The organism is Streptomyces sp. NPDC058246 (assembly GCF_042881985.1).
Lineage (GTDB): Bacteria > Actinomycetota > Actinomycetes > Streptomycetales > Streptomycetaceae > Streptomyces.
This window is the reverse complement of record NZ_JBHVWZ010000012.1, coordinates 46,028-68,470: the sequence shown is the minus strand read 5'-3', so window position 1 is coordinate 68,470 and position 22,443 is coordinate 46,028. Positions and strand designations below refer to the sequence as shown.

The following is a 22,443-nucleotide window of genomic DNA, read 5'->3' as shown; positions in this document are numbered from 1 at the left end:
GTGTGCTGGCCGCTGAGGTCTAGCGTCTGGGCGGCGTGGGGCGGGGGGGGGCGGGCGGGGGGGGGGGGGGGGGGGGGGCGGGCCGCGCCGCCGCCCCCCCGGTACACCCGTAGCGGAATCCCCTTAGCCCCATCCCCTGAGCTCCATCCCCTTAGCTCCATCCCCTTAGCCCCATCCTCCATGTGAACGGTCAATGCGATGACGATTGTGAGCCTGAGCCTGTCCCACCGGATCACTCCGGCCGAGGTGCTCGAAAAGCTGGCCGTTCCGTCCGCCCAACGAAGCAGCATGCTGGCCCGGTTGCACGCGGTGCCGTCCATCGACGAGGTGGTCGTCCTGTCCACCTGCAACCGGGTCGAGGTCTACGCGGCCGCCCACGGCCCGGTCGACCGGGTGACCCGGACCGTCGCGGACCTGATGGCCGCCCACGGGCAGGTCCCCGTCGCGGACGTCCTGCAAAGGGCACACACCCGCGTCGACGGGGCCGCCGCCGAACACTTGTTCTCAGTCGCCAGCGGGCTGGATTCGATGGCTGTCGGGGAGGAACAGATCGTCGCCCAGGTCAAGGCGGCGGCCCGAGCCGCCGCCGACGCGGGAACCAACGGCGCTGCCCTCACCGGCCTGATCGACGCGGCGCTGCGGACCAGCAAGCGGGTCCGTACGCAGACCACGATCAGCACCGAAGGCATCTCACTCGCCCGCGCCGGCCTCGACCTCGCCGTGGCGCACCTCGGCGGGCTCGCGACCCGCCATGCGGTGGTGCTCGGGACGGGCAGCATGGGCAAGCTCGCGGCACGGCTGCTGCGCGAGGCGGGCGTAGGCCGGCTCTCCCTGGCCGGCCGCAATCAGGAACGAGTCGCCGAGGAGGCCCGGACGGTGGGGGGCAGGCACCTGCGGCCCGACGACATGCCCGCCGCACTCGCCGACGCCGACATATTGGTCACCGCCACCGGTGCCGCCGCACCGGTCGTGTCCGCCGAGCAGGTGCAGGCGGCCAGGGCGCAGGCCGCGGGCCGGCCCCTGTTCGTGCTCGACCTGGGTATGCCGCCTGACGTGGACCCCGCGGTGGGGCGCCTGGCCGGGGTCACGCTCGCCGACCTCACCGCACTCGGCCGGCACCTGGCGGACCGCGCGGAACCGGACCAGATCCCCCAGGCCCGCGCCATCGTCGCCGCGGAGGCCGCCGCGTACCTGGACCGGCAGGAACAAGCGACGGCAGCGCCCGTGATCGCCGCGATGCACGCACAGATCAGGCAGCTCGCGGACGCCGAACTGGCCCGGCTGCACGAGCGCCTGCCGGACCTCAGCGAACAGCAACGAGCCGAGACGGCCGCGACCGTTCACCGGATCCTCCGCAAGATCCTCCACCGGCCGACGGTCCGCGCCAAGGAGTTCACCACCAGCCCGAACGGGCCGGTCTACCTCGACGCGCTGCGCCAACTCTTCGACCTCAGCGCACACACCGAGGCCCCTCACATCGCCCTGGCGAAGATCGCCGGACCCGCGGAACGTCCCGACATCGGGACCGGCTACGAGGACCACGGGGAGCGGTAGCCGATCACCGGCACGCCGGCGAACGGGGTCACCGTGTCCGGTCCGCGTGCGGTGCCCGCCGCCGCGAGGCCTCCGCGCCCCGCGGGACTGTGACTCGCCCCGCGGGACTGCGACTGGAGTGCCGCCCTACCTGCTAGCTGCCACACTGGTCTGTAGCCCTGGCGAATGCCGATGCGAGGGGGCGCGCGATGACCGGAACCCGGGTGGCGATAGCCGACGACGACGTGCTGCTCCGCGAGGGCCTCGCGAGCTTGCTCGAGCGGTCGAACTTCGAGATCGTCGGCCAGGCCGGCGACGCTCCGGAGCTGCTCGCTCTGGTCCGGCGGCACGTCCCCGACCTGGTCGTCGTCGACATCCGGATGCCGCCCACCCACGTCAACGAGGGGCTGGAGGCGGCGCAGGCGATCCGCCGGGAGTGGCCGGAGACCGCCATCCTGGTGCTCTCGGCCCACGTCGAGGTGGAACACGCGATGCAGCTGCTGGCCAGTGGGGACCGGATCGGTTACCTGCTCAAGAGCCGCATCACGGACGTGGAGGAGTTCATCGACACCCTGGAGCGGGTCGCCAGGGGCGGTTCCGTGGTCGACCCGGCGCTGGTGCAGGAACTGGTGGAAGTCCGCCGCCGCCACGACCCGCTCGCGGTGCTGACCGAGCGTGAGCGGGAGGTCCTGTCGCTGGTGGCCGAGGGGCGGTCCAACGCCGGCGTCGCCCGCCGGCTCTGGGTCACGGAGGGGACCGTGGAGAAGCATGTGCGCAGCATCCTCACCAAGCTGGACCTGCCGGAGGCCGACGACGACCACCGCCGCGTCCTCGCGGTCCTCACCTACCTCGAAAGTCACTAGGTGCATTGACCCGCGGCGTTGCTCCTCTGGACGTAGACGAGGGAGAAGATCGCGTCCCGGTGACGGGTGGGCGTCGGCGCCCGCCGGGTCAAGGCGGGCGCCGGAACACGGCAGACGCAAGAACACGGCAGGCGCCAGGACACGGCGGGCACCGGGCCAGGGCGGGTGCCGGGCCAGGGCAGGCGCCGGGCCAGGGCGGGCGCCGGGCCAGGGCGGGCGCCGGGCCAGGGCCGAGGTCAGTGTCCCCGGCCCCGGCGGCCCCCGTCACGCCACCGCCTCCCCCGCCGAAGCGATCTCCGGCACGTCCTCCCGAGCCGACTTGAACTGGGTCCGGTACAGCTCCGCGTACCGGCCCCCGGCCGCCAGGAGTTCCTCGTGGGTACCGCGTTCCACGATGCGGCCCGCCTCGACGACGAGGATCGCGTCGGCGGCGCGCACGGTGGACAGACGGTGGGCGATCACGACCGCGGTCCGGCCCTCGAGCGCCTCCGTCAACGCCTCCTGGACGGCGGCCTCCGAGGTGTTGTCCAGGTGGGCGGTGGCCTCGTCGAGGATGACGACGCGCTGGCGGGCGAGCAGCAGCCGGGCGATGGTCATGCGCTGGCGCTCGCCGCCGGAGAGCCGGTAGCCGCGCTCGCCGACCACGGTGTCGAGGCCGTCGGGGAGAGCACGGACGAGGTCTTCGAGGCGGGCGCGGCGCAGCACGTCCCACAGCTCGTCCTCGGTCGCGGACGGGCGGGCGAGAAGCAGGTTCGCGCGCACCGAGTCGTGGAACAGGTGGCCGTCCTGGGTGACCATGCCCAGGGTCTCCCGCAGGGACTCGGCGCTCAGCTCGCGGACGTCGACGCCGCCGATGCGGACGACGCCCTCGTCGGTGTCGTACAGCCGCGGCAGCAGTTGCGCGATGGTCGACTTGCCGGCGCCGGAGGAGCCGACGAGGGCTACGGTCTGGCCGGGCTCGGCGCGGAAGGAGACGCCGCGCAGGACGTCGACGCCGCCGCGGGTGTCCAGGGCGGCGACCTCTTCGAGGGAGGCCAGCGAGACCTTGTCGGCGGACGGATAGGCGAAGCGGACGTTCTCGAACTCGACGGCCGCCGGTCCCTCCGGGAGCTTCCGCGCGTCCGGCTTCTGCTCGATCAGCGGTTTAAGGTCCAGGACCTCGAAGACGCGCTCGAAGCTCACGAGGGCGCTCATGACCTCGACGCGCGCTCCCGCGAGGGACGTGAGCGGCGCGTAGAGGCGCGTCAGCAGCAGCGCCAGCGAGACGACGGCGCCCGGCTCCAGGCTGCCGCGCAGGGCGAACCAGCCGCCGAGTCCGTACACGAGCGCGAGTGCCAGGGCCGACACGAGCGTCAGGGCGGTGATGAACGCCGACTGCGCCATCGCCGTACGGACCCCGATGTCCCGTACCCGCTGGGCGCGCGCCGCGAACTCGGCGGACTCGACCTCGGGGCGCCCGAAGAGCTTGATGAGCGTGGCGCCGGGCGCCGAGAAGCGCTCGGTCATACGGGTGCCCATGGCCGCGTTGAGGTTCGCCGCCTCGCGCTGGAGCTTGGCCATCCGGCTGCCCATCCGCCGCGCGGGGATCACGAACACCGGAAGCAGCGCCAACGCGAGCAGGGTGATCTGCCAGGACAGGGTCAGCATCACGGCGAGGGTGAGCAGCAGGGTCACCACATTGCTGACCACACCGGACAGCGTGTTGCTGAAGGCGCGTTGGGCGCCGATGACGTCGTTGTTGAGTCGGCTGACGAGCGCGCCCGTACGAGTACGTGTGAAGAACGCGACCGGCATGCGCTGCACATGATCGAACACAGCCGTCCGCAGATCGAGGATGAGTCCCTCGCCGAGCGTCGAGGAAAGCCAGCGTCCGAGGATCCCGAACGCGGCCTCGGCGAGGGCGATGACCGCGATGAGCACGGCAAGGCGTACGACAGTGCCCTCGTCGCCGTGGGACACGATCGCGTCCACGACGCGCCCCGCGAGCACCGGCGTCGCGACGGCGAGCAGCGCGGTCACCACGCTGAGCACCACGAACTGTCCGATGCGGCGGCGGTGCGGGCGGGCGAAGGCGGCGATGCGACGCAGCGTCGCGCGGGCGAACGGGCGGCGCTCCTGCTGCGCGTTCATGACGCTGTGCAGCTGTGTCCAGGCTGTGGTCTCCATGCTCATGGAAGAGACAGTAGGACCTCAAGCAATGTTGAGGTCAATCGTTCACCGACACCTCCCTCACCTTGCCCGGCGTGTCAGCCGCCGTCTCCGCGCCCGCAACCCCACGTTGGTGCGGTGCGGAAACCCTCTCCCGATGTGACAGCGGTACGACTTCCCCCAGGACTGCCCGAGGAACTCCCCACGGGGCTCGCCAAGGAACTCCCCACGGGACTGCCCAAGGAAGTCCCCACAGAACTCAGCAAGGGACTGCCGAAGGGACTGCCCGGACGCTTCCCGCTCCGGACCGCCGTCCGGCCGGTCCTGTGCCTGCTTCCGCTCGCCCTCGTGCTGGTGGTCGCGGTGCGCCACACGTCCGTGCTCGTGGAGGGCTTCGGTCATCTGGGGTCGGCCGAGTGGCCCTGGCTCCTGGCCGCGGCCGTCGCGACCTGTCTGACCTGGGTCGCGGCTGCCTTCACCCGCCAGGGCGCGGTCATGCAGCGGCTGCCCGCACGCCGTCTGCTCGCCACACAGTTCGCGGCGGGCGCGGCCAACCATCTGCTGCCGACCGGCCTCGGCGCCGGCGCGGTGAATCTGCGGTTCATGACGGTGTGCGGCGTACCGCTCGCCCGCTCCTCGGCGGCGCTCGCGCTGTACATGCTCGCGGAATCGGTCGCCCGACTGGGCTTGCTGCTGGGCCTGTTGGTCGCGTTCCCGGGGGCGCTGCGGGTCGGAAGCCTCCTCCCGCACGGGTCGATCGGCCCCTTGTTGTTCGGGGCGGTCCTGGCGCTGTGCGCGGCGGCCGCGAGCCTTCTTCTCGTACGCCGGCTGCGGACGGCCGTCTCCGCATTCCTGCGCACCGCGCTCGGCGAGGCACGCTCGGTGCACTCCCGCCCGTCCCGCGCGCTCGCCCTGTGGGGCGGATCGCTCGCTTTCCCCCTACTCCAGGCGGCCGGACTGGCCGCGGTGGGGCGGGCGTTGCAGCTGCCGGTGCCGCCCGTACACATGGCGGTCGCCTATCTGGCGGCGACGGTCGCGGTCGCACTGGTGCCGACGCCGGGCGGGATCGGCTCGGTGGAGGCCGCGCTGATCGTCGCGCTCGTCGCGGCGGGCGGTCCGGTGGCCATGGCGACGGCGGTGGTTCTGGCGTACCGGATCATCACGGTGTGGCTGCCCTTGCTGCCGGGGGCGCTGACACTCGGGGCGCTGGTGCGGTGGAAGGTGATCTGAGCCGGACCCTCCGCCGGCTGGAAGGCGCCCTGAACCGGACGGACAGCCGATGGCGACGCACTCGGCGTACGACGACCCGTTCCCCGAATGGGCCGTCCACAGCACCGGCAGCCGCGCTACCGAGGGGTAACCTCGATGTAAGGCGTCCAGAGAGGCGTACGCGCAGCGAGGGGGCGCGCGCCGCCAGGAGACGCGCCCGCCGTCGGGAGAAGGGGCAGCACCATGCCGGTCCGGATCGAACGTCAGGGTTACGTCACCACGGTCGTCCTCTCCCGCCCCGAGGCCCGCAACGCGGTGGACGGCCCCACCGCCGCCGAACTCGCGGACGCCTTCCGGAAGTTCGAGGCCGACGAGTCGGCCCGCGTCGCCGTGCTCTGGGGCGAGGGCGGCACGTTCTGCGCGGGCGCGGACCTCAAGGCGATCGGCACCGAGCGCGGCAACGAGGTCACCGACGACGGCGACGGCCCGATGGGACCCACCCGGCTGCGGCTGTCCAAGCCGGTGATCGCCGCGGTCGCGGGGCACGCCGTGGCCGGGGGCCTGGAGCTGGCACTCTGGTGCGATCTGCGGGTCGCCGAGGAGGACGCCGTCTTCGGAGTCTTCTGCCGCCGCTGGGGCGTGCCGCTCATCGACGGCGGCACGGTAAGGCTTCCCCGCCTGATCGGCACCAGCCGCGCGATGGACATGATCCTCACCGGTCGCCCGGTCCCCGCGCCCGAGGCGTACGAGATGGGTCTCGCCAACCGTCTCGTCCCGGCCGGCGGGGCGCGCGCGGAGGCGGAGCGACTCGCCGCCGAGATCGCCGACTTCCCGCAGTCCTGCCTGCGCAGCGACCGCGCCTCCGTCCTCGACCAGGAGGGCCTGGTCGAGAAGGTGGCCATGCGCACCGAACTCCGTTACGGCATGGACGTGCTGGCCGAGAGTCTGGAGGGCGCGGCCCGCTTCGCCTCGGGCGCCGGCCGGCACGGTTCGTTCAGCGAGCTGTGACGCGGACGGGTCCACCGGCGGGATCGACGGCACCCGCCCAGCATCCGGTGAGACAGATCGGCCGGTTCGGTACGGCAGTGGTCAGGAGGCGTTGCCGGTGCAGGACCCGGCCGTCCTGCGCGACGGTCAGGACCGGCACGGCGAGGAACTCCGTGGTACGCAGCACGAAGCGGTCGTACGGCACCGAAGGCGCGAGCCGGTTGGGCGCGACCCAGCGCAGGGGCGGGTCGACGAGGAGCGGAACCGTCGGCGACCAGGGCCCCCCCGCCAGGTGATCCCGTACGTGCCGAGCCGCCCTCACCCCTTCGCGGGCCGCCGCGGCGGCGCTCTCCACGGCGTGCAGGACGTTGCCGACGGCGAACACGCCCTCGCGCGAGGTGCGGAACGCGCCGTCGACCGCGGGGCCGCGCGTGCCCGTGTCGAGGTCGAGGCCGCCGCGCCGGGCGAGTTCGTGGTCGGGCACGAAGTCGCCGGTGAACACGACCGTGTCGCAGGGCAGGATCGTGGTCCGGCCGTCGCGGTGGCGCACGGCGACTCCGGTCAGACGTCCACGGCCGCGCAGTTCGCTGACCACCGTCTCCGTGAGCAGCGGGATCCCCTGGGCCAGACGGGAGTTGAGGGCCTTGAGCCGGTCTCCCTGGTGGCGCGCCAGGCCGGTGACCATCGCGACGACATCGACTCCGGCACCCCGCAGGGTGTCCGCGGCGCCGTAACTCACGGCTTCCGCGCCGACCACGACCGCCCGGCCGCCGATGTCCTGGCCGTACAGATGGACGGCCTGCTGGAGCTCGCCCGTGGTGAACACCCCGGAAGGCCTGGTCCCGGCCACCAGCCGTGCGCTGCGCGGACGTTCGCGGGCGCCCGTGGCGAGGACGACGGCGCAGGCACTGACCGTCTCGGCTCCGGCCGGGCCGACGGTGTCCAGGGCCGCCGGGCCCGACCAGCCGAGGGCGGTGACCCCGGTGCGGACGGTGGCCCCGGCCCGGACCGCTGCCTCGACGTACAGCCGCGCGAGGGCGACCCCGTCGAACCCACGGCGACGGCAGTGACGCGGCACCCCGCCGGCCTCGCGTTCGCGCTCCAGCACCTCGACGCGGCCCGTTCCCCCGGCCGCCAGCCGTGCCGCGAGCGCCAGACCGGCGGGTCCCGCGCCGACGACCAGGACGTCCACGTGTCTCTGTCTCATGGCCGCCCCTCGAAGAGCTCGCGTACCGCCGCGCCGCAGTAGAACCCCTGGCACCGGCCGCCCCGTGCACGGGTCCGGCGCCGCAGACCCTCCAGGCTGTGCGGCGGAATCGGGCCGGCGAGGGCGTCGCGGATCTCGCCGCGGGAGACGCGCTCGCAGTGGCAGACGAGCGTGCCGTACTCGGGGTCGGCCGCGATGAGGTCGGGTCGCTGGTAAGGGCGGGGGAAGGCCTCGCCGAGGTTGGGCATGCGGACGCGTTCCAGGTCGTCGGGGTCGCCGAGGTCGAGGCCGAGTTGGGCGAGGAGTCCGGTGACGTACGAGGCGATGGCCATGGACGCGGTCAGGCCGGTGGAGCGGATGCCGCCGACGGTGACGTACGCCTCCTCGGGGTGGGCGCGGATCCGGTAGTCGTCGTGCTCGGTGGCGGCGCGGAGTCCGGCGTAGACGGCGGTGACCTCCTCGGCGAGCAGCTCCGGCAGGATACGGCGCCCCTTGTCCCGCAACAGGGCGAGGCCCTCCTCGGTCGACCCGGTGTCCGTCTTGTCGTCCAGTTCCTCGGCCGTGGGCCCGAGCAGCACGTTCCCGTACACCGTGGGTGCCACCAGCACGCCCTTGCCGAGCGCGGTCGGGACGGGCAGCAAGATGTGCCGGACCAGTGCGCGGGCGAACTTGTCGAACACGAGGAGCTGGCCGCGGCGCGGGGTGACGGTGAAGTCGTGGTGGCCGAGCCGACGGTCGAGTTCGTCGGAGTGCAGTCCCGCGGCGTTGACGAGGTAGCGGGTGCGGAGAATGCCCCGGCTGGTGCGCACCCGTCCCTGAGAGGCGTTCCGCACACGGCAGTTGAGGTGCAGATGGACCCCGTTGCGTACGGCCTGGGTGGCGTACGCGAGCGTCGTGGTCCACGGGCAGATGACGCTCTCGCCGGGGATGTGGAGCGCGCCGAGGGCGCCGGGGCCCAGGTGCGGTTCCCGCGCGTAGGTCTCGTCGGGGCCGAGGAGGCGGGCCTGCCGGTAGTCGTTCTTCTCCGCCTTGGCCGCCAACTCCGGCAGTGTGGCGAGCTGTTCACGATCCCAGGCGACGAGCAGGGCGCCCACGGGTTCGACGGGGATGCCGGACTCGGCGGCGTACGCGGCGAGTTGGCGCGAGCCTTCGCGTACGAGCCGGGCTTCGAGCGAGCCCGGGACGGCGTCGAAACCGGTGTGCAGGATGGCCGTGTTCGCCTTCGACGTGCCCTGTCCGACGTCGTCCTGGGCCTCGACGAGAGCGACACGCAGCCGTCGGTGGCGGGCGAGTTCACGGGCGAGGGCGCAGCCGACGACACCCGCCCCGACGATCACGACGTCGTACGTCACGTCCGGCAGCGCTCCGTGGCTCGTCACCGTCGCCGTCATACGGGCTCCCGGTCGAGCAGGGTGGCGACGGCCGCACGGAAGACGGCGAGACGTTCGGCGGCCTCGTCCGGGCCGATGCGCGGCTCGTACACGGCCGAGGGTTTCCGGTCGGGCAGTGCGTCGTCCACGCTCAGCTCGGGGTCGATGCCGAGCCGGGCCACGGCTCCGACGCCGAGGGCGGTGGCGTCGGGCAACGCCGACACCTCGACCGGGAGTTGCAGCAGATCGGCCTGGGTCTGCATGAGGAGGGCGGAGCGGGTCAGACCGCCGTCGACGCGGAGGGAGGCGAGCGGCGCGCCGAGGTCGGCGGCGGCCGCGTCGGCGAGTGCGACGACCTGCGCGGCGATGCCCTCGCACAGGGCGCGCACCAGATGTCCGGGCGCGGTGTCGAGGCCGAGCCCGGTGAGCGAACCGCGCAGATCGCCCCGCCACCAGGGTGCGGCGAGCCCGGCGAGGGCCGGGACGAACGTGACTCCGCCACTGTCGGGCACGGCGCCGCCGACCGGATCGAGGTCCGCGGCGCCGGAGATGACGCCGAGGTCGGTGAGCCAGCGGACGGCGGACGCGGCGGTGTACACCTGCCCGTCGAGGCAGTAGCTGGTCCGGCCGGCCAGCCGCCAGGCGACACAGCTGACCAGGCCCGAGTCGCCGCGGCGGGGTGCCGTCCCGGTCTGCGCGAGGAGGAACGCCCCTGTTCCGTAGGTGCACTTGGCGGTTCCGGGCTCGGTGACGCGCTGGGCGAGGAGTGCGGCCTGCTGGTCGACGAGCAGGCCGGTGAGGGGGATGTCCGCCTCGAACACGGTGGTCGTGCCGATGCGGGCGTCCGCGTCCACGACGTCCGGCAACCGCTCGTCGGAGAGTCCGTAGAGCTCCAGCGCGGACGGTGACCACTCCACCCGCTCCAGGTCGAGCAGTTGGGTACGCCCCGCGGTGGCGGCGTCGGTGACGTACGCGCCGGTGAGCCGGTGCACGAGCCAGGCGTCGGAGGTCGTGACGACTCCGCCCCGGGTGAGGTGCCGGCGGATCCAGGCCATCTTGGGGGCGGCGAAGTAGGGGTCGAGGGGTAAGCCGGTGAGGTGCCGCAACTCCTCGGCGTGCGGGGCGAGTTCAGAACACACGCTCTCCGCGCGCCGGTCCTGCCATACGAGCGCGTCGGTCAGCGGCTCGCCGGTCGCCGGGTCCCAGGCGAGGACGGTCTCGCCCTGGTTGGCGAGACCGAGGGCGGCGACGGGCTCTCCCGCCTCGGCGAGCGCGCGGCGCCCGGCGTCCACCACGGACTCGTACAGTTCGACGGGATCGACCTCGACGCGCCCGCCGGGCAGATGGCGGGGGCGTACGGGAGCGGTCCCGGAGCCGATGACACCGCGTTCGGGACAGATCACCAGGGCCTTGGTCCCGGACGTCCCCTGGTCGATCGCGAGCACCGAACCGGTCATGGCCCTCCCCTGTGATCACTACGGGCCAGCCTGCTTCAGGGCGTACCCGGCCGTCAATGGCGAACCGGGCGGGCCACGCCGGTTCTGCCTCAAGGGCCGCTCGTCGCAGGCCAAGCCGATTCCCCTCAAAGGCCCCTCGCCGCAGACCAAACCGGTTCCGCCTCAAGAGCCGCTCTCCGCAGACCAAGCCAGTTCCGCCTCGAGAGCCGCTCGCCGCAGCCGAGCCGGTTCGGCCTCAAGACGGCTCGGCGGTGGGTGTGGCCGTTCGGCCTCAAAGGCGCCTCCGCGCAGGGCGTGGCCGTCCCGCCTCAAGGGCGGCTCCGCGCGGGCCTGGTGACGGGCGGACAGCGCGCCGGAACCCACCGGACCTGGTGACAGACGTACCCGCGCATGCGGCAGGATGAGCGGTCGCCCCGGACGGCGAACACCAGTCCGGGCTTGATCGCGCATTCCCGGATTCGAGCAGGTGGCAAGTGACGACACAGCACATCCGGCCCACGGGCCTTCTCCCCGGCCGCAAGGGAGGTCACCGATGAAGCGCTCCCTCACCCTGGACGACCTGATGGTCGCCGGAATCGCCGTCGCCGCCGGCCTCTTGGCGGCGTTCCTGCTGCGCATGCTGCTGCGCTGGCTGGGCAAGCACGCGTCGCGCACCCGCTGGAGCGGCGACGACGTCATCGTGGACGCGCTGCGCACGCTGGTGCCCTGGGCGGCGATCGCCGGCGGGATCGCGGCGGCGGCCGCGGTGCTGCCGCTGACCGCACCGGTCGGGCGCAACGTCAACCGGTCGCTGACCGTCCTGCTCATCCTGGTGTCGACCGTCACCGCGGCGCGGGTGATCACCGGTCTGGTCCGTTCGGTGGCCCAGTCCCGGTCGGGTGTCGCCGGTTCGGCCACCATCTTCGTCAACATCACCCGGGTCCTGGTGCTGGCGATGGGCTTCCTCGTCGTGCTGCAGACGCTGGGCATCTCTATAGCCCCGCTGCTCACGGCGTTGGGCGTGGGCGGTCTGGCGGTGGCCCTCGCCCTCCAGGACACCCTCGCCAACCTCTTCGCGGGCGTGCACATCCTCGCGTCGAAGACGATCCAGCCCGGCGACTACATCCGCCTCAGCAGCGGCGAAGAGGGCTACGTCGTCGACATCAACTGGCGCAACACCACGGTCCGTCAGCTCTCCAACAACCTGGTCATCATTCCCAACGCCCAGCTCTCGGGCACCAACATGACCAACTTCACCCGGCCCGAGCAGCAGATGACGCTCACCGTCCAGGCCGGCGTCGGCTACGACAGCGACCTGGAGCACGTCGAGCGCGTGACCAACGAGGTAGTCACCGAGGTGATGACCGGGATCACCGGCGCGATACCGGACCACGAGCCCGCGGTCCGCTTCCACACCTTCGGCGACTCCCGCATCGGCTTCACGGTGATCCTCGGGGTGGGCGAGTTCAGCGACCAGTACCGGATCAAGCACGAGTTCATCAAGCGCCTGCACCGGCGCTACCGGGAAGAGGGCATCCGGATTCCGGCGCCCGCGCGGACCGTCGCGTTGCAGGCGGGCGGGGCGGCCCTTCATGAGACCGCCCTTCCCGAGACCGCCCTTCCCGAGACCGCCCTCCCGGAGACCACCCTTCCGGAAGGCGCCGCCCCGGAGTCCGCCCTCCGGCCCCCGGCGATTCCGCATCAGCGGGAGGAGAGCGCCCCGGCGGGTCAGCCGCCCACGGTTACCCGGGGCTGACCCGGGCGAAACACCGGGCGGTCTCCGCCGCGCCGGGCACCCGCTCCCGTACGAGGTCTCCGGTCACCCCGGGGCAGAACCGCCCGGCGGCCCGGCCAGGCGGTCGGACGACCTGCTGGTCGGCACCTGCCCGGGTGCCTCCTGGCGCACGGCCTGGGTCAGCAGTGGCAGCGGAGGCGGACGAGCACGGTGTCCCCCGGCAACCCGGCGAGATGGGCCTCACTGCCCGGCCACTCCGCAGGCTCGGGGCGGTGCGGACAGAAGGCCGGGTCGCAGGTGCCGTGGACCGCGCCGCCGTCGGCCTCCCGCCACCAGCCGTCCAGGGTGAGCACGTCGGTTTCGACGGGCGTGGACCAGGACAGCTCGCGGATGTAGGCGTCGCGGTCCCCGGGGTAACGGATCACGGGATGCTCGGACAGGAACGGGAAGTCCGGAAACCCCAGGCCGAGACTGAAGGGGTGCTCCATATACGCCTTGATGAGGGGCTGGTTCCGATAGGCGGCCAGCGCCTCGTCCCCGTACGGATCCGTCACCCGCGCGCCCGGATCGTCCTCCCACCGCCGTACGAAGTCCTGGAGCGGTTCCGCCACGGGATGCACGCCCGAGAGCTCCTGCCACAGGTCCCACGACGCAGCGAGCACGCGTCGGCACGCGGCCGGCGGTTCCGTGAAGTCCAGCAGTTCACGAGGACCGCCCGCGCAGACGCCCGGAGGGCTGGGCCGCGGCGTCCCGTCCGGGTCGGGATCGTCGTGGATCAGCCGGGGATCACCCTCGTGACCTGGGGCGACGGCGAAACCGGTGCGGTCGCTGGCGGCCTGGACCCTGCGCCAGTCCCACATGCCGCGCCCGACCGGAACGTCCTCACCGTCCGTGTAGAACGGCGCGAGGGCCGCGTCCAGCGCCGCTTCGAGATCGTCCGCCGCTTCGGGCGGGAGACAGACGGTCACTCGCAGGTGCGCCACCCCGTACACCTCCGTTGTCCATGTGCCGCGCTCGTGTCCCGCGGAGTCGGCAAACCATAACGGAGGCGGTGTGGCCGAGGGTCCGTATTTTCCGCCGGCGGGAGCGGGGCCCTGTCGAGTGGGGGTCCGTCACGAGATATCTTGATGTCGAGCAATGTTGCAGACGTGGAGCGGAGCACCCGGTGACTGACTCGACCATCATCTACACGCACACTGACGAGGCCCCGGCCCTGGCGACGTATTCGTTCCTGCCGGTGGTCCAGGCGTACGCCTCGCAGGCGGGTGTCACTGTGGAGACCCGTGACATCTCGCTGGCCGGGCGCATCATCGCCCTCTTCCCCGAGTTCCTCCAGGAGGGCCAGCGCATCGCGGACGCCCTTCACGAGCTCGGTGAGCTGGCGAAGACGCCTGAGGCGAACATCATCAAGCTGCCGAACATCTCGGCGTCGATCCCGCAGCTGAAGGCCGCGATCGCCGAGCTGCAGGAGCAGGGCTACGCGCTGCCGGACTACCCCGACGACCCGAAGTCGGACGAGGAGCGCGACATCCGCTCCCGTTACGACAAGGTCAAGGGCAGCGCCGTGAACCCGGTGCTGCGCGAGGGCAACTCCGACCGCCGCGCCCCCGCGTCGGTCAAGAACTACGCCAAGACCCACCCGCACCGCATGGGCGCGTGGTCGTCCGACTCGAAGACGAACGTCGCCACCATGGGCGTCGACGACTTCCGCTCCACCGAGAAGTCCACGGTGATCTCCGAGGCGGGCTCGCTCCGTATCGAGCTGGCCGGCGACGACGGCTCCACCACCGTGCTGCGCGAGTCCGTACCCGTCCTCGCGGGCGAGGTCGTGGACGCGTCCGTCATGCACGTCGCACCGCTGCGCGAGTTCCTCACGGCGCAGATCGCCCGCGCCAAGGCCGAGGACGTGCTGTTCTCGGTGCACCTCAAGGCCACGATGATGAAGGTCTCCGACCCGATCGTCTTCGGTCACGTGGTGCGCGCCTTCTTCCCGAAGACGTTCGCGAAGTACGGCGAGATCCTCGCCGGCGCCGGCCTCACCCCGAACGACGGTCTCGGCGGCATCTACAAGGGCCTGGAGTCGCTGCCCGAGGGCGCCGAGATCAAGGCCTCCTTCGACGCCGAGCTCGCCGAGGGCCCGGCCCTCGCCATGGTCGACTCGGACAAGGGGATCACCAACCTGCACGTCCCGTCCGACGTGATCGTCGACGCCTCCATGCCGGCGATGATCCGCACCTCGGGCCACATGTGGGGCCCGGACGGCCAGGAAGCCGACACCCTCGCGGTCCTCCCGGACAGCAGCTACTCCGGTGTCTACCAGGTCGTCATCGACGACTGCCGCGCCAACGGCGCCTTCGACCCGGCGACGATGGGCTCGGTCCCGAACGTCGGTCTGATGGCGCAGAAGGCCGAGGAGTACGGCAGCCACGACAAGACCTTCGAGATCCCGGTCACCGGCACGGTCCGCCTGGTCGACGCGGCCGGGAACGTCGTCCTGGAGCAGGTCGTCTCCGCCGGCGACATCTTCCGCGCCTGCCAGACCAAGGACGCCCCGATCAAGGACTGGGTGAAGCTGGCCGTCACCCGCGCCCGCGCCACCGGCGACCCGGCGGTGTTCTGGCTGGACGAGACCCGCGCGCACGACGCCGTACTCATCGAGAAGGTCAAGCAGTACCTGCCCGAGCACGACACCGAGGGCCTGGACATCCGCATCCTGTCCCCGGTCGAGGCGACCAAGCTCTCCGTGGAGCGCATCCGCCGCGGCGAGAACACGATCTCCGTCACCGGCAACGTACTGCGTGACTACCTGACCGACCTGTTCCCGATCCTGGAGCTGGGCACCAGCGCCAAGATGCTGTCGATCGTCCCGCTGATGGCGGGCGGCGGCCTCTTCGAGACGGGCGCCGGCGGCTCCGCGCCGAAGCACGTGCAGCAGCTGGTCAAGGAGAACTACCTGCGCTGGGACAGCCTGGGCGAGTTCCTCGCGCTGGCGTCCAGCTTCGAGCACCTCGCGACGACCACGGGCAACGCGCGCGCCCAGGTCCTCGCCGACACCCTCGACCGCGCGACGGCGACCTTCCTGAACGAGGACAAGTCGCCGACCCGTCGCGTCGGCGGCATCGACAACCGCGGCAGCCACTTCTTCCTCTCCCTGTACTGGGCGCAGGAGCTGGCCGCGCAGACCGACGACGCCGATCTCGCCAAGGCGTTCGGCCCGCTCGCCGAGACGCTCACGGCGCAGCAGCAGACGATCGTCGACGAACTGATCGCGGCGCAGGGCTCCCCGGCCGACATCGGCGGCTACTACCAGCCCGACCCGGCCAAGGCGGCGACGGTCATGCGCCCGTCGACCACCTGGAACGAGACGCTGGCGACCCTCGCCTGACGCACGCACCACCACGCGGACCCGGGTCCGCAACTGCGCCGCCCCGGCCGGATCTTCCGGCCGGGGCGGTCGCGTATGACGGGTGCTCAGTCTCCCGCTCGGCGCGTCACGGTGAAGGGAGCGGTCCACCTGGGCGATCACCGGTGGCGAGCCCGAACACCCGCTCATAGCTTCGGCCCATGACCAAACGACAGATGGCCTACCTCGCATGCACCGTGGCCGTCGTGGCGTCGGGGCTGGGTGCAGCCCCGTCGGCCGACCATGTGACGGTGCACTGGGTTCACCCCGGCGAGTCGATCCAGAAGGCCGTGAATTCCGCGCAACCGGGGGACGCCGTCATCGTCTCCCCCGGCACCTACAAAGAGAGCGTCCGCATCACCGTGTCGGGCCTGACGCTGCGTGGCTCGGGCACCGGTTCCACCGTCATCGTGCCGGGCACGGCCTCCGGTGACAGCACGTGCGCCAAGGCCGGCAACGGCATCTGTGTGACCGGCACCGAAAGCAAGCCGGTCAAGGACGTCACCGTACGCGCGCTGACCCTCAGAGGCTTCGCCAAGAACGGCCTGTGGGCCGCGGGGACCGACCGGCTGACGGTCCGGAACGTGATCTCCGAGAAGAACGGTCAGTGGGGCTTCGCCCAGGAGCGGTCCGTTCGCGGAGTGTTCCGTCACAACATCGCCCAGAACAACGGCGACGCCGGTGTGTTCCTGTCCAACACGGTCGACACCGAGGAAGGGGCCCGGGATGCCAAGGGGGCGGTGGTCAGCCACAACCTGCTGGCCGGCAACCGGATCGGCGTCACCGTGCGGCGGCTGCGGAACCTGACCATCGACCACAACGACGCGACCGGCAACTGCACGGCGGTGTTCGTCGTCGGTGACGAGAACAAGCCGGCCGTCGGGGCACTGAGCGTGCGCGGGAACTACATCCACGCCAACAACAAGAACTGTGCGAAGACCGCCCGGCTCCCCTTCCTGCAGGGCTCGGGGATCGTCCTCACCGGCGCCGAGGACACGCTGGTGACGGGGAACCAGGTCGAGGACAACGTGGGCAAGTCCCCGCTGTCGGGCGGCATCGTGCTGTTCAAGAGTTTCGTCGGCGCCCACAACCAGCGCAACGAGATCCGCGACAACGTCGTGGTGCGCAACGGCACGGCCGATCTGGCCAACCGGGACACCGGCGAGAGCAACACCTTCCACGGCAACACGTGCGCGGTCTCCGAACCCGCCGGACTGTGCTGACCGGCCCGTTACCCACCCCCACAGACAGCACGACGGCACGACAGCAGAAGCGAGGCATTGGATGACGACTGTCGATCAGGCTCCCCCGCCGCCCATGCGGCTGAGGGAACTCGTTTTCGGAGCGGCGTGCGCCGCCGCCGTACGCGCGGCGGCCCGCCTGGGTGTCGCCGACGCCCTGGAAGACACCCCCATGAGCGTGGACGACCTGGCGGCGGCGGTGAAGACCCAGCCGCACACCCTGCGCAGGCTACTGCGCGCCCTGTCCTGCCAAGGGGTCTTCGTGGAGCACCCCGACGGCACCTTCGGGCACACGGAGATGTCCCGGCTGCTGCGCGAGGACGATCCGCACAGCCTGCGGTACATCGCCCTGTGGTGCACCGAGCCGTGGACGTGGAACGTCTGGCCGAAGCTCGACGAGGCGGTGCGCTCCGGCCGGAACGTCTTCGAGGACGTGTATGACAGGGAGTTCTTCGACTATCTCAACTCGGAGGCCCCCGAGTCGGCCCACGTCTTCAACCGGGCCATGACGACGTCCAGCGAGCAGTCGGCGCGGGACGTCGCGAACCTTCTCGACCTGCGGAACGTGTCCTCGGTCGCGGACATCGGCGGCGGTCAGGGGCACGTCCTGGCCAGTCTGCTGGAGAAGCACCCCACGATGCACGGCACGCTGCTCGACCTGCCGGGTGTGGTGGAGAACGCCGATCCGCGGCTGCGGGACGGCGGTGCGCTGGCCGGCCGGGTCCGCGTCGTGGCCGGCGACTGCCGCGAGGACATCCCGGTGCAGGCGGACGTGTACATCATCAAGAACATCCTGGAGTGGGACGACGACAGCACCCGCAGGGCGCTGGCGAACGTCCGCAAGGCGGCCCGGCCCGGTGCCCGCGTCGTCGTCATCGAGAACCTCGTCGACGACACCCCGTCGATGAAGTTCACGACGGCCATGGACCTGATGCTGCTCCTCAACGTCGGTGGTGCGAAGCACACCCGGCAGAGCATGGTCGACCGGCTGACGGACGCGGGGCTGGTCATCGGAGAGGTCCGTCCGGTCAACGCGTATCTCCACGCCTTCGAGTGCACCCTCCCCGGCTGATCCGAAGCCAGTCAGGGGCTCCGGCCGAACCGGAGAAACCCGAGGCCGCCGGTTCCGCGTCTGACGCGGAGCCGGCGGCCTCGGGTTCTGCTCGGGCGCTCCCTCAGGAAACGCCGTCCCGCTCCCAGCGGTAGAAGCAGTGCGCCATGGCGTCCTTCGGGCTGCGCCAGGTCTGCGGGTCGTACGCGCTCACGTACGCCGCCAGCTGCTCACTGATGTCCCGGAACTCGGGGTGCCCGGCCACCTTCGCGATGGCGGGGGCGGGGTCCTGGTCGGATTCGATGAGGTGCATGTACACGTCGCCGAACTGGAAGAGGCTGCGTCGCTTGACGCCGATCAGGTGCGGGAGCTCACCGCGGTCGGAGGCGGCGAACACGTCGGCGATCGACGGCGCCGAATCGGGCGCCATACGGGCGACGATCAGGGCGTGGTGCATCGGGTGTCCTTCCTGATCCGGCGATCAGCCGGGCATCACGGGCGCGGTCCGGCGGTCACGGGCGACCCGCTCGATCCGGTCCCGGATGAGCGCCATCTGCGTGACCGAGTTGCGGTTGATGTTGTCCGTCATCCAGGCGTCGTCGACGGGCGCGTCGGGCTTCATCGCGAAGTCCTGCACCCAGTGCATGACGGTGCCCTGCGGGGTCTCCTTGTACTCCCACCGGATGTCCATGTGGGCGAAGGGCCCCGTCTCGACACGGCGGGCCCGCACGGTCCGCTTGGCGCGGTCCACGGTCCGCTCCGAGACCCAGCTCCAGACCTTCCCGTTCTCGTCCGGGTGCATGGTCAGGCGGAACGTCGTCGTGTCGCCCTCACGGGAGAGCACTTCGAGGGACGCGTACTCGCTGAAGAGCTGCGGCCAGTTCTCGATGTCGTTGGTCATGTCCCAGACGAGATCGAGAGGCGCGTCGATGGCGATGCTGTTCTCGGTGTGTCCTGCCACTTCAGGCTCCAGCCTTGAGGGTGCTGTTGACGAGGTCGAGGAATTCACGGGGCGTCTTGCAGCGCTCCGCGTCGGGGGGCAGCGGCTGGCTGTACCGGTTCTCCAACTCGCCGACGATGCCGAGCAGACCGAGCGAGTCGAGTCCGAGGGTGCCGAACGGCGAGTCCGACGAACTCTCGAGGTGCTGGGGGTCGACGGTGATACCGGCCGCCTTCTTCATCAGCGAGGCCAGCTCGATGACGGTCACTTCGGTGGTGATCATGGTGTGTTCTCCTTCCCGCCCGGTCCTACCGGGCGGAGTCGCCGCCGCGGCGCACGACCAGCGCCGCGTTGGAGCCCATGAGTCCCCTGCTGAGGATCAGGGCCGTGTGCAGCTCGGCGGGGCGAGCGCTCGACATCACCAGGTCGAGGTCGTGGCAGATGTCGAACACGTTGGGGGTAGGGGGAATCTGGCCGTGTTCCATGGCGAGCACCGCGGTCGCCGTGTCCAGCACCGGCGCGGCGCAGTACGTCCGCCCTATGCCGGTCTTGGGTGCCGTGACGGGGACGCGGGTGCCATGCGCCCCCAGGGCGTCGGCGATGGCCAGGGCTTCGGCGCGGTCCGCCTCCGGTACGCCCAGGGCGTCGGCGAACACGACGTCGATCTCCTCGGGGGCGCAGCCGGCCTCGTCGAGGGCGCCCCGGATCGCGCGGGCGAGTCCCTCTCTCGACTGCTCCCAGCGGGAGGCGCCGGTGAAGGTGGCTGCGTGTCCGGCCACGGTGGCCCGGACGGGCGCTCCGCGGTCGCGGGCCCGTGCCTCGTCCTCGACGACGAGCATGGCGCCGCCTTCCCCGGGAGCGAAGCCGCAGGCTCCCGTGGTGAAGGGCCGGTACGCGCGTGCGGGGTCCTCGACGGTGCTGATCTCGGGGTATCCGAGCTGGCACACCATCGAGTACGGAGCGAGGGGCGCCTCCGCGGCTCCGACGACCATCACGCCGGTTCCGCGCCGCACCTCCCGGGCGGCGTGCGCGATGGAGTCCAGGCCGCCCGCCTCGTCACTGGCGACCACGCCACAGGGCCCCTTGAAGCCGCTGCGGATGGAGATCTGGCCGGTGCTCGCGGCGTAGAACCAGGCGATGGACTGGTACGGGCCGACATACCGCGACCCCTGTCCCCACAGCTTCTGGAGCTCTCGCTGTCCGAACTCACCACCGCCGGAGCCGGCCGCGGTGACCACGCCGATGTCGTACGGCTCCGCGGGGTCACCGCGGCTGACGCCGGCATCGTCGAGGGCGAGGGCGGCCGCGGCCATGGCGAAGTGGCTGAAACGGTCCGTCTGTACGAGGAAGCGCTCCTCGATGAGGGCCGCGGCGTCGAACGCCCGGACCTCGCCCGCGACACGGAGCGGCATGTGCTCGCATCCTTCGCGGGTGATCCGGTCCAGGACGACAAGGCCTTCCTCGACGGACTTCCAGTAGGCGTCGGCGCGCAATCCGTTGGGCGCGATCACACCGATACCGGTGACGGCCGCGCGCCGGGGGCGCTGAGTGCTCATCGTGTCCTCCCACCCGGCCCGGTCAGGAGCACAGCGGACTGGAAACCGCCGAATCCGCTGCCCACGGAGAGCACGTTCTTCAGCTTCCGCGGGCGTGCGGTGCGCGGCACGTAGTCCAAGTCGCACTCGGGGTCGGGAGTTTCGTAGTTCGCCGTCGGCGGCACCACCTGGTGTTGCAGGGCGAGGACGCAGGCGACGACCTCGATGGCGCCGATCGCGCCGAGCGAGTGCCCCACCATGGATTTGATGGAGCTCATGGGCGTCTTGTAGGCGTGCTCGCCCAGGGACCGCTTGACGGCGGCGGTCTCGTGCCGGTCGTTCTGCCGGGTGCCCGAGCCGTGCGCGTTGACGTAGTCGATCAGCGTGGGGTCGAGGCGGGCCTGGTCGAGCGTGGTGTCGATCGCCCGGGCCATCTCCAGTCCCTCGCTGGTCAGACCGGTCATGTGGTAGGCGTTGCCGTAGGTGGCGTAGCCGCTGATCTCGCAGTACACGTGCGCGCCGCGGGCTCGGGCGTGCTCGTAGTCCTCCAGGACCAGCACCGCCGCGCCCTCGCCCATCACGAAGCCGTTGCGATGGGCGTCGAAGGGCCGGGAGGCGTGCTCGGGGTCGTCGTTGTCGGGCGACGTCGCCTTGATGGCGTCGAAGCAGGCCATGGTGATCGGGGATATCGGCGAGTCCGACGCCCCGGCTATGCAGACGTCCGCCCGGCCTTCCTCGATGGTGTGGAAGGCGTAGCCGACGGCGTCGAGGCCGGAGGTGCAGCCGGTGGAGACGGTCTGCACCGGTCCCTGGGCGCCGAACCGCTCGGCGACGACCGAGGCGAGCGTGCTGGGCGAGAACGCCAGGTGCAGCTTCGGGTCGGCGGCGCGGTGGTCCACGTCCCACCGCCGGCCGCCCTCGCTGACCAGGACGTAGTCGTGTTCCAGGCGGGTGGTACCGCCCACGGCGCTGCCCAATGAGACTCCGACGCGCCAGGGGTCCTCCCTGCCGGTGTCGAGTCCGGAGTCGCGTACGGCTTCTCCGGCGGCGACCACGGCGAACTGGATGTACCGGTCGGCGTGTTGGCTCAGCTCCGGGTCCAGGCCGTGCGCCATCGGGTCGAAGTCGCATTCGGCGGCTATGCGCGAGCGCAGGCCCTCCGGATCGAACAGCGTGATGCCGCGGGTCGCGGTACGGCCGTTGGCGAGGAGGTCCCAGAACGCCGTCGCTCCGGTGCCGCCCGGAGCGACCACACCTATACCGGTGACGGCCACCCGCCGGGTCACTTTATGGCCCCACTTCGCTCGGACGGCTGTCCGTGGTCCGACGCGGACAGGTCCGTCCCGGCGGCGGCGAACTCGGGGGTGAGCGCGCAGCCGTCGGTCACCTCCGTGTCGACGTGGCCGAGGCTCGGGCGCGGGGCGAGCGGGCCCAGGTGGAAGACCATCCGGGCTTCCGAATCACCGACGTTGCGGAAACGGTGCCGCATGTTGATCGGGATCAGCAGACCCTGATCCGGCTTGAGTGGGTGCGTCTCACCGTCCAGGTCCACCTCGAGCGCGCCACTGACGACGTACACGAACTCCTCGGAGTACGGGTGGTAGTGCTCGCCGATGCGCTCGCCCGGCTGGATGAGGGCCAGGCCCATGAAGCCGCTGGTGGAACCCGCCGTGGCGGGCGTGAGCATGGCCCGGATGTCACCTCCGCGCCTGCGGTTGGGTTCCGTCTCGCTCAGGTCCACGATGCGTGGATGCCGGTTAACCATGGTTGATACCTCCGGGTGTG

19 protein-coding genes are annotated in these 22,443 nt (G+C 71.4%); 8 read left to right on the top strand and 11 right to left on the bottom strand.

Going from position 1 to position 22,443, the window contains the following annotated elements; all coding sequences use genetic code 11:
* The first annotated feature begins 198 nt into the window (after positions 1 to 198).
* Positions 199 to 1,554 (top strand): glutamyl-tRNA reductase, encoded by a 1,356-nt coding sequence (gene hemA / locus ACFVXA_RS19450; RefSeq protein WP_390025776.1) that lies wholly within the window; start codon positions 199 to 201, stop codon positions 1,552 to 1,554.
* Between the two features lie 188 nt (positions 1,555 to 1,742).
* The gene (locus tag ACFVXA_RS19445; RefSeq protein ID WP_390025774.1) at positions 1,743 to 2,396 is read left to right on the top strand and encodes a response regulator; all 654 of its coding nucleotides are present in this window, start codon (positions 1,743 to 1,745) and stop codon (positions 2,394 to 2,396) included.
* 264 nt (positions 2,397 to 2,660) lie between these two features.
* On the opposite strand, the gene ACFVXA_RS19440 is transcribed toward ACFVXA_RS19445, so the two are convergent.
* The gene (locus ACFVXA_RS19440; protein WP_362020485.1) at positions 2,661 to 4,562 is read right to left on the bottom strand and encodes an ABC transporter ATP-binding protein; all 1,902 of its coding nucleotides are present in this window, start codon (positions 4,560 to 4,562) and stop codon (positions 2,661 to 2,663) included.
* A gap of 252 nt (positions 4,563 to 4,814) precedes the next feature.
* On the opposite strand from ACFVXA_RS19440, the gene ACFVXA_RS19435 reads away from it, so the two are divergent.
* Positions 4,815 to 5,774 carry a YbhN family protein gene (locus ACFVXA_RS19435; protein ID WP_383740708.1) on the top strand — a complete coding sequence of 320 codons (960 nt, stop codon included), beginning with the start codon at positions 4,815 to 4,817 and terminating at the stop codon, positions 5,772 to 5,774.
* 222 nt (positions 5,775 to 5,996) lie between these two features.
* A complete protein-coding gene (locus ACFVXA_RS19430; protein WP_362020427.1) occupies positions 5,997 to 6,761 on the top strand; it encodes a crotonase/enoyl-CoA hydratase family protein in 765 nt (254 codons plus the stop codon).
* Here the strand turns inward: ACFVXA_RS19430 and ACFVXA_RS19425 are convergent.
* From ACFVXA_RS19425 to ACFVXA_RS19415, 3 genes are read right to left on the bottom strand one after another with little or no spacing between them, the layout of a single operon-like run.
* On the bottom strand, positions 6,748 to 7,947 hold the full coding sequence (locus tag ACFVXA_RS19425; protein ID WP_390025772.1) for an NAD(P)/FAD-dependent oxidoreductase: 1,200 nt from the start codon (positions 7,945 to 7,947) through the stop codon (positions 6,748 to 6,750). The two genes, ACFVXA_RS19430 and ACFVXA_RS19425, sit on opposite strands and share 14 nt — an antisense overlap.
* Positions 7,944 to 9,338, bottom strand: a complete 1,395-nt coding sequence (locus tag ACFVXA_RS19420) for an FAD-dependent oxidoreductase (protein ID WP_389466704.1) — start codon at positions 9,336 to 9,338, stop codon at positions 7,944 to 7,946. Before ACFVXA_RS19420 ends, ACFVXA_RS19425 begins: the two co-directional genes overlap by 4 nt.
* A complete protein-coding gene (locus ACFVXA_RS19415; protein WP_390025770.1) occupies positions 9,335 to 10,774 on the bottom strand; it encodes an FGGY family carbohydrate kinase in 1,440 nt (479 codons plus the stop codon). Before ACFVXA_RS19415 ends, ACFVXA_RS19420 begins: the two co-directional genes overlap by 4 nt.
* 532 nt (positions 10,775 to 11,306) lie before the next feature.
* Between ACFVXA_RS19415 and ACFVXA_RS19410 the strand changes: the two genes are divergently transcribed.
* Positions 11,307 to 12,509 (top strand): mechanosensitive ion channel family protein, encoded by a 1,203-nt coding sequence (locus ACFVXA_RS19410; RefSeq protein ID WP_384395771.1) that lies wholly within the window; start codon positions 11,307 to 11,309, stop codon positions 12,507 to 12,509.
* 158 nt (positions 12,510 to 12,667) lie between these two features.
* Here the strand turns inward: ACFVXA_RS19410 and ACFVXA_RS19405 are convergent, their stop codons facing one another.
* Complete coding sequence (locus tag ACFVXA_RS19405; RefSeq protein WP_383740685.1) at positions 12,668 to 13,471, bottom strand: hypothetical protein; 804 nt, start codon at positions 13,469 to 13,471, stop codon at positions 12,668 to 12,670.
* Positions 13,472 to 13,653: 182 nt separating this feature from the next.
* Between ACFVXA_RS19405 and ACFVXA_RS19400 the strand changes: the two genes are divergently transcribed.
* The 3 genes from ACFVXA_RS19400 to ACFVXA_RS19390 all read left to right on the top strand — a co-directional run bounded on the left by ACFVXA_RS19400 (position 13,654) and on the right by ACFVXA_RS19390 (position 18,204).
* Positions 13,654 to 15,873, top strand: a complete 2,220-nt coding sequence (locus tag ACFVXA_RS19400) for an NADP-dependent isocitrate dehydrogenase (RefSeq protein ID WP_362020410.1) — start codon at positions 13,654 to 13,656, stop codon at positions 15,871 to 15,873.
* A 179-nt stretch (positions 15,874 to 16,052) separates the two neighbouring features.
* Positions 16,053 to 17,114 carry a nitrous oxide reductase family maturation protein NosD gene (locus ACFVXA_RS19395; protein ID WP_384018675.1) on the top strand — a complete coding sequence of 354 codons (1,062 nt, stop codon included), beginning with the start codon at positions 16,053 to 16,055 and terminating at the stop codon, positions 17,112 to 17,114.
* Between the two features lie 61 nt (positions 17,115 to 17,175).
* Positions 17,176 to 18,204, top strand: coding sequence for a methyltransferase (locus ACFVXA_RS19390; protein ID WP_383904290.1), 1,029 nt, complete (start codon positions 17,176 to 17,178; stop codon positions 18,202 to 18,204).
* Positions 18,205 to 18,307: 103 nt separating this feature from the next.
* Here the strand turns inward: ACFVXA_RS19390 and ACFVXA_RS19385 are convergent, their stop codons facing one another.
* The 6 genes from ACFVXA_RS19385 to ACFVXA_RS19360 are packed head-to-tail and all read right to left on the bottom strand — an operon-like array spanning position 18,308 to position 22,423.
* Positions 18,308 to 18,640: a TcmI family type II polyketide cyclase gene (locus ACFVXA_RS19385; protein ID WP_362020401.1), complete on the bottom strand. Its 333-nt coding sequence runs from the start codon at positions 18,638 to 18,640 to the stop codon at positions 18,308 to 18,310.
* Positions 18,641 to 18,664: 24 nt separating this feature from the next.
* On the bottom strand, positions 18,665 to 19,144 hold the full coding sequence (locus ACFVXA_RS19380) for an SRPBCC family protein (RefSeq protein WP_362020399.1): 480 nt from the start codon (positions 19,142 to 19,144) through the stop codon (positions 18,665 to 18,667).
* Between the two features lies 1 nt (position 19,145).
* Positions 19,146 to 19,406 (bottom strand): phosphopantetheine-binding protein, encoded by a 261-nt coding sequence (locus ACFVXA_RS19375; protein WP_362020396.1) that lies wholly within the window; start codon positions 19,404 to 19,406, stop codon positions 19,146 to 19,148.
* Between the two features lie 25 nt (positions 19,407 to 19,431).
* Positions 19,432 to 20,679: a ketosynthase chain-length factor gene (locus ACFVXA_RS19370; RefSeq protein ID WP_383746702.1), complete on the bottom strand. Its 1,248-nt coding sequence runs from the start codon at positions 20,677 to 20,679 to the stop codon at positions 19,432 to 19,434.
* Positions 20,676 to 21,944: a beta-ketoacyl-[acyl-carrier-protein] synthase family protein gene (locus ACFVXA_RS19365; RefSeq protein ID WP_362020390.1), complete on the bottom strand. Its 1,269-nt coding sequence runs from the start codon at positions 21,942 to 21,944 to the stop codon at positions 20,676 to 20,678. Before ACFVXA_RS19365 ends, ACFVXA_RS19370 begins: the two co-directional genes overlap by 4 nt.
* Positions 21,941 to 22,423 carry a cupin domain-containing protein gene (locus ACFVXA_RS19360; protein WP_362020387.1) on the bottom strand — a complete coding sequence of 161 codons (483 nt, stop codon included), beginning with the start codon at positions 22,421 to 22,423 and terminating at the stop codon, positions 21,941 to 21,943. Before ACFVXA_RS19360 ends, ACFVXA_RS19365 begins: the two co-directional genes overlap by 4 nt.
* Between the last annotated feature and the right edge of the window lie 20 nt (positions 22,424 to 22,443).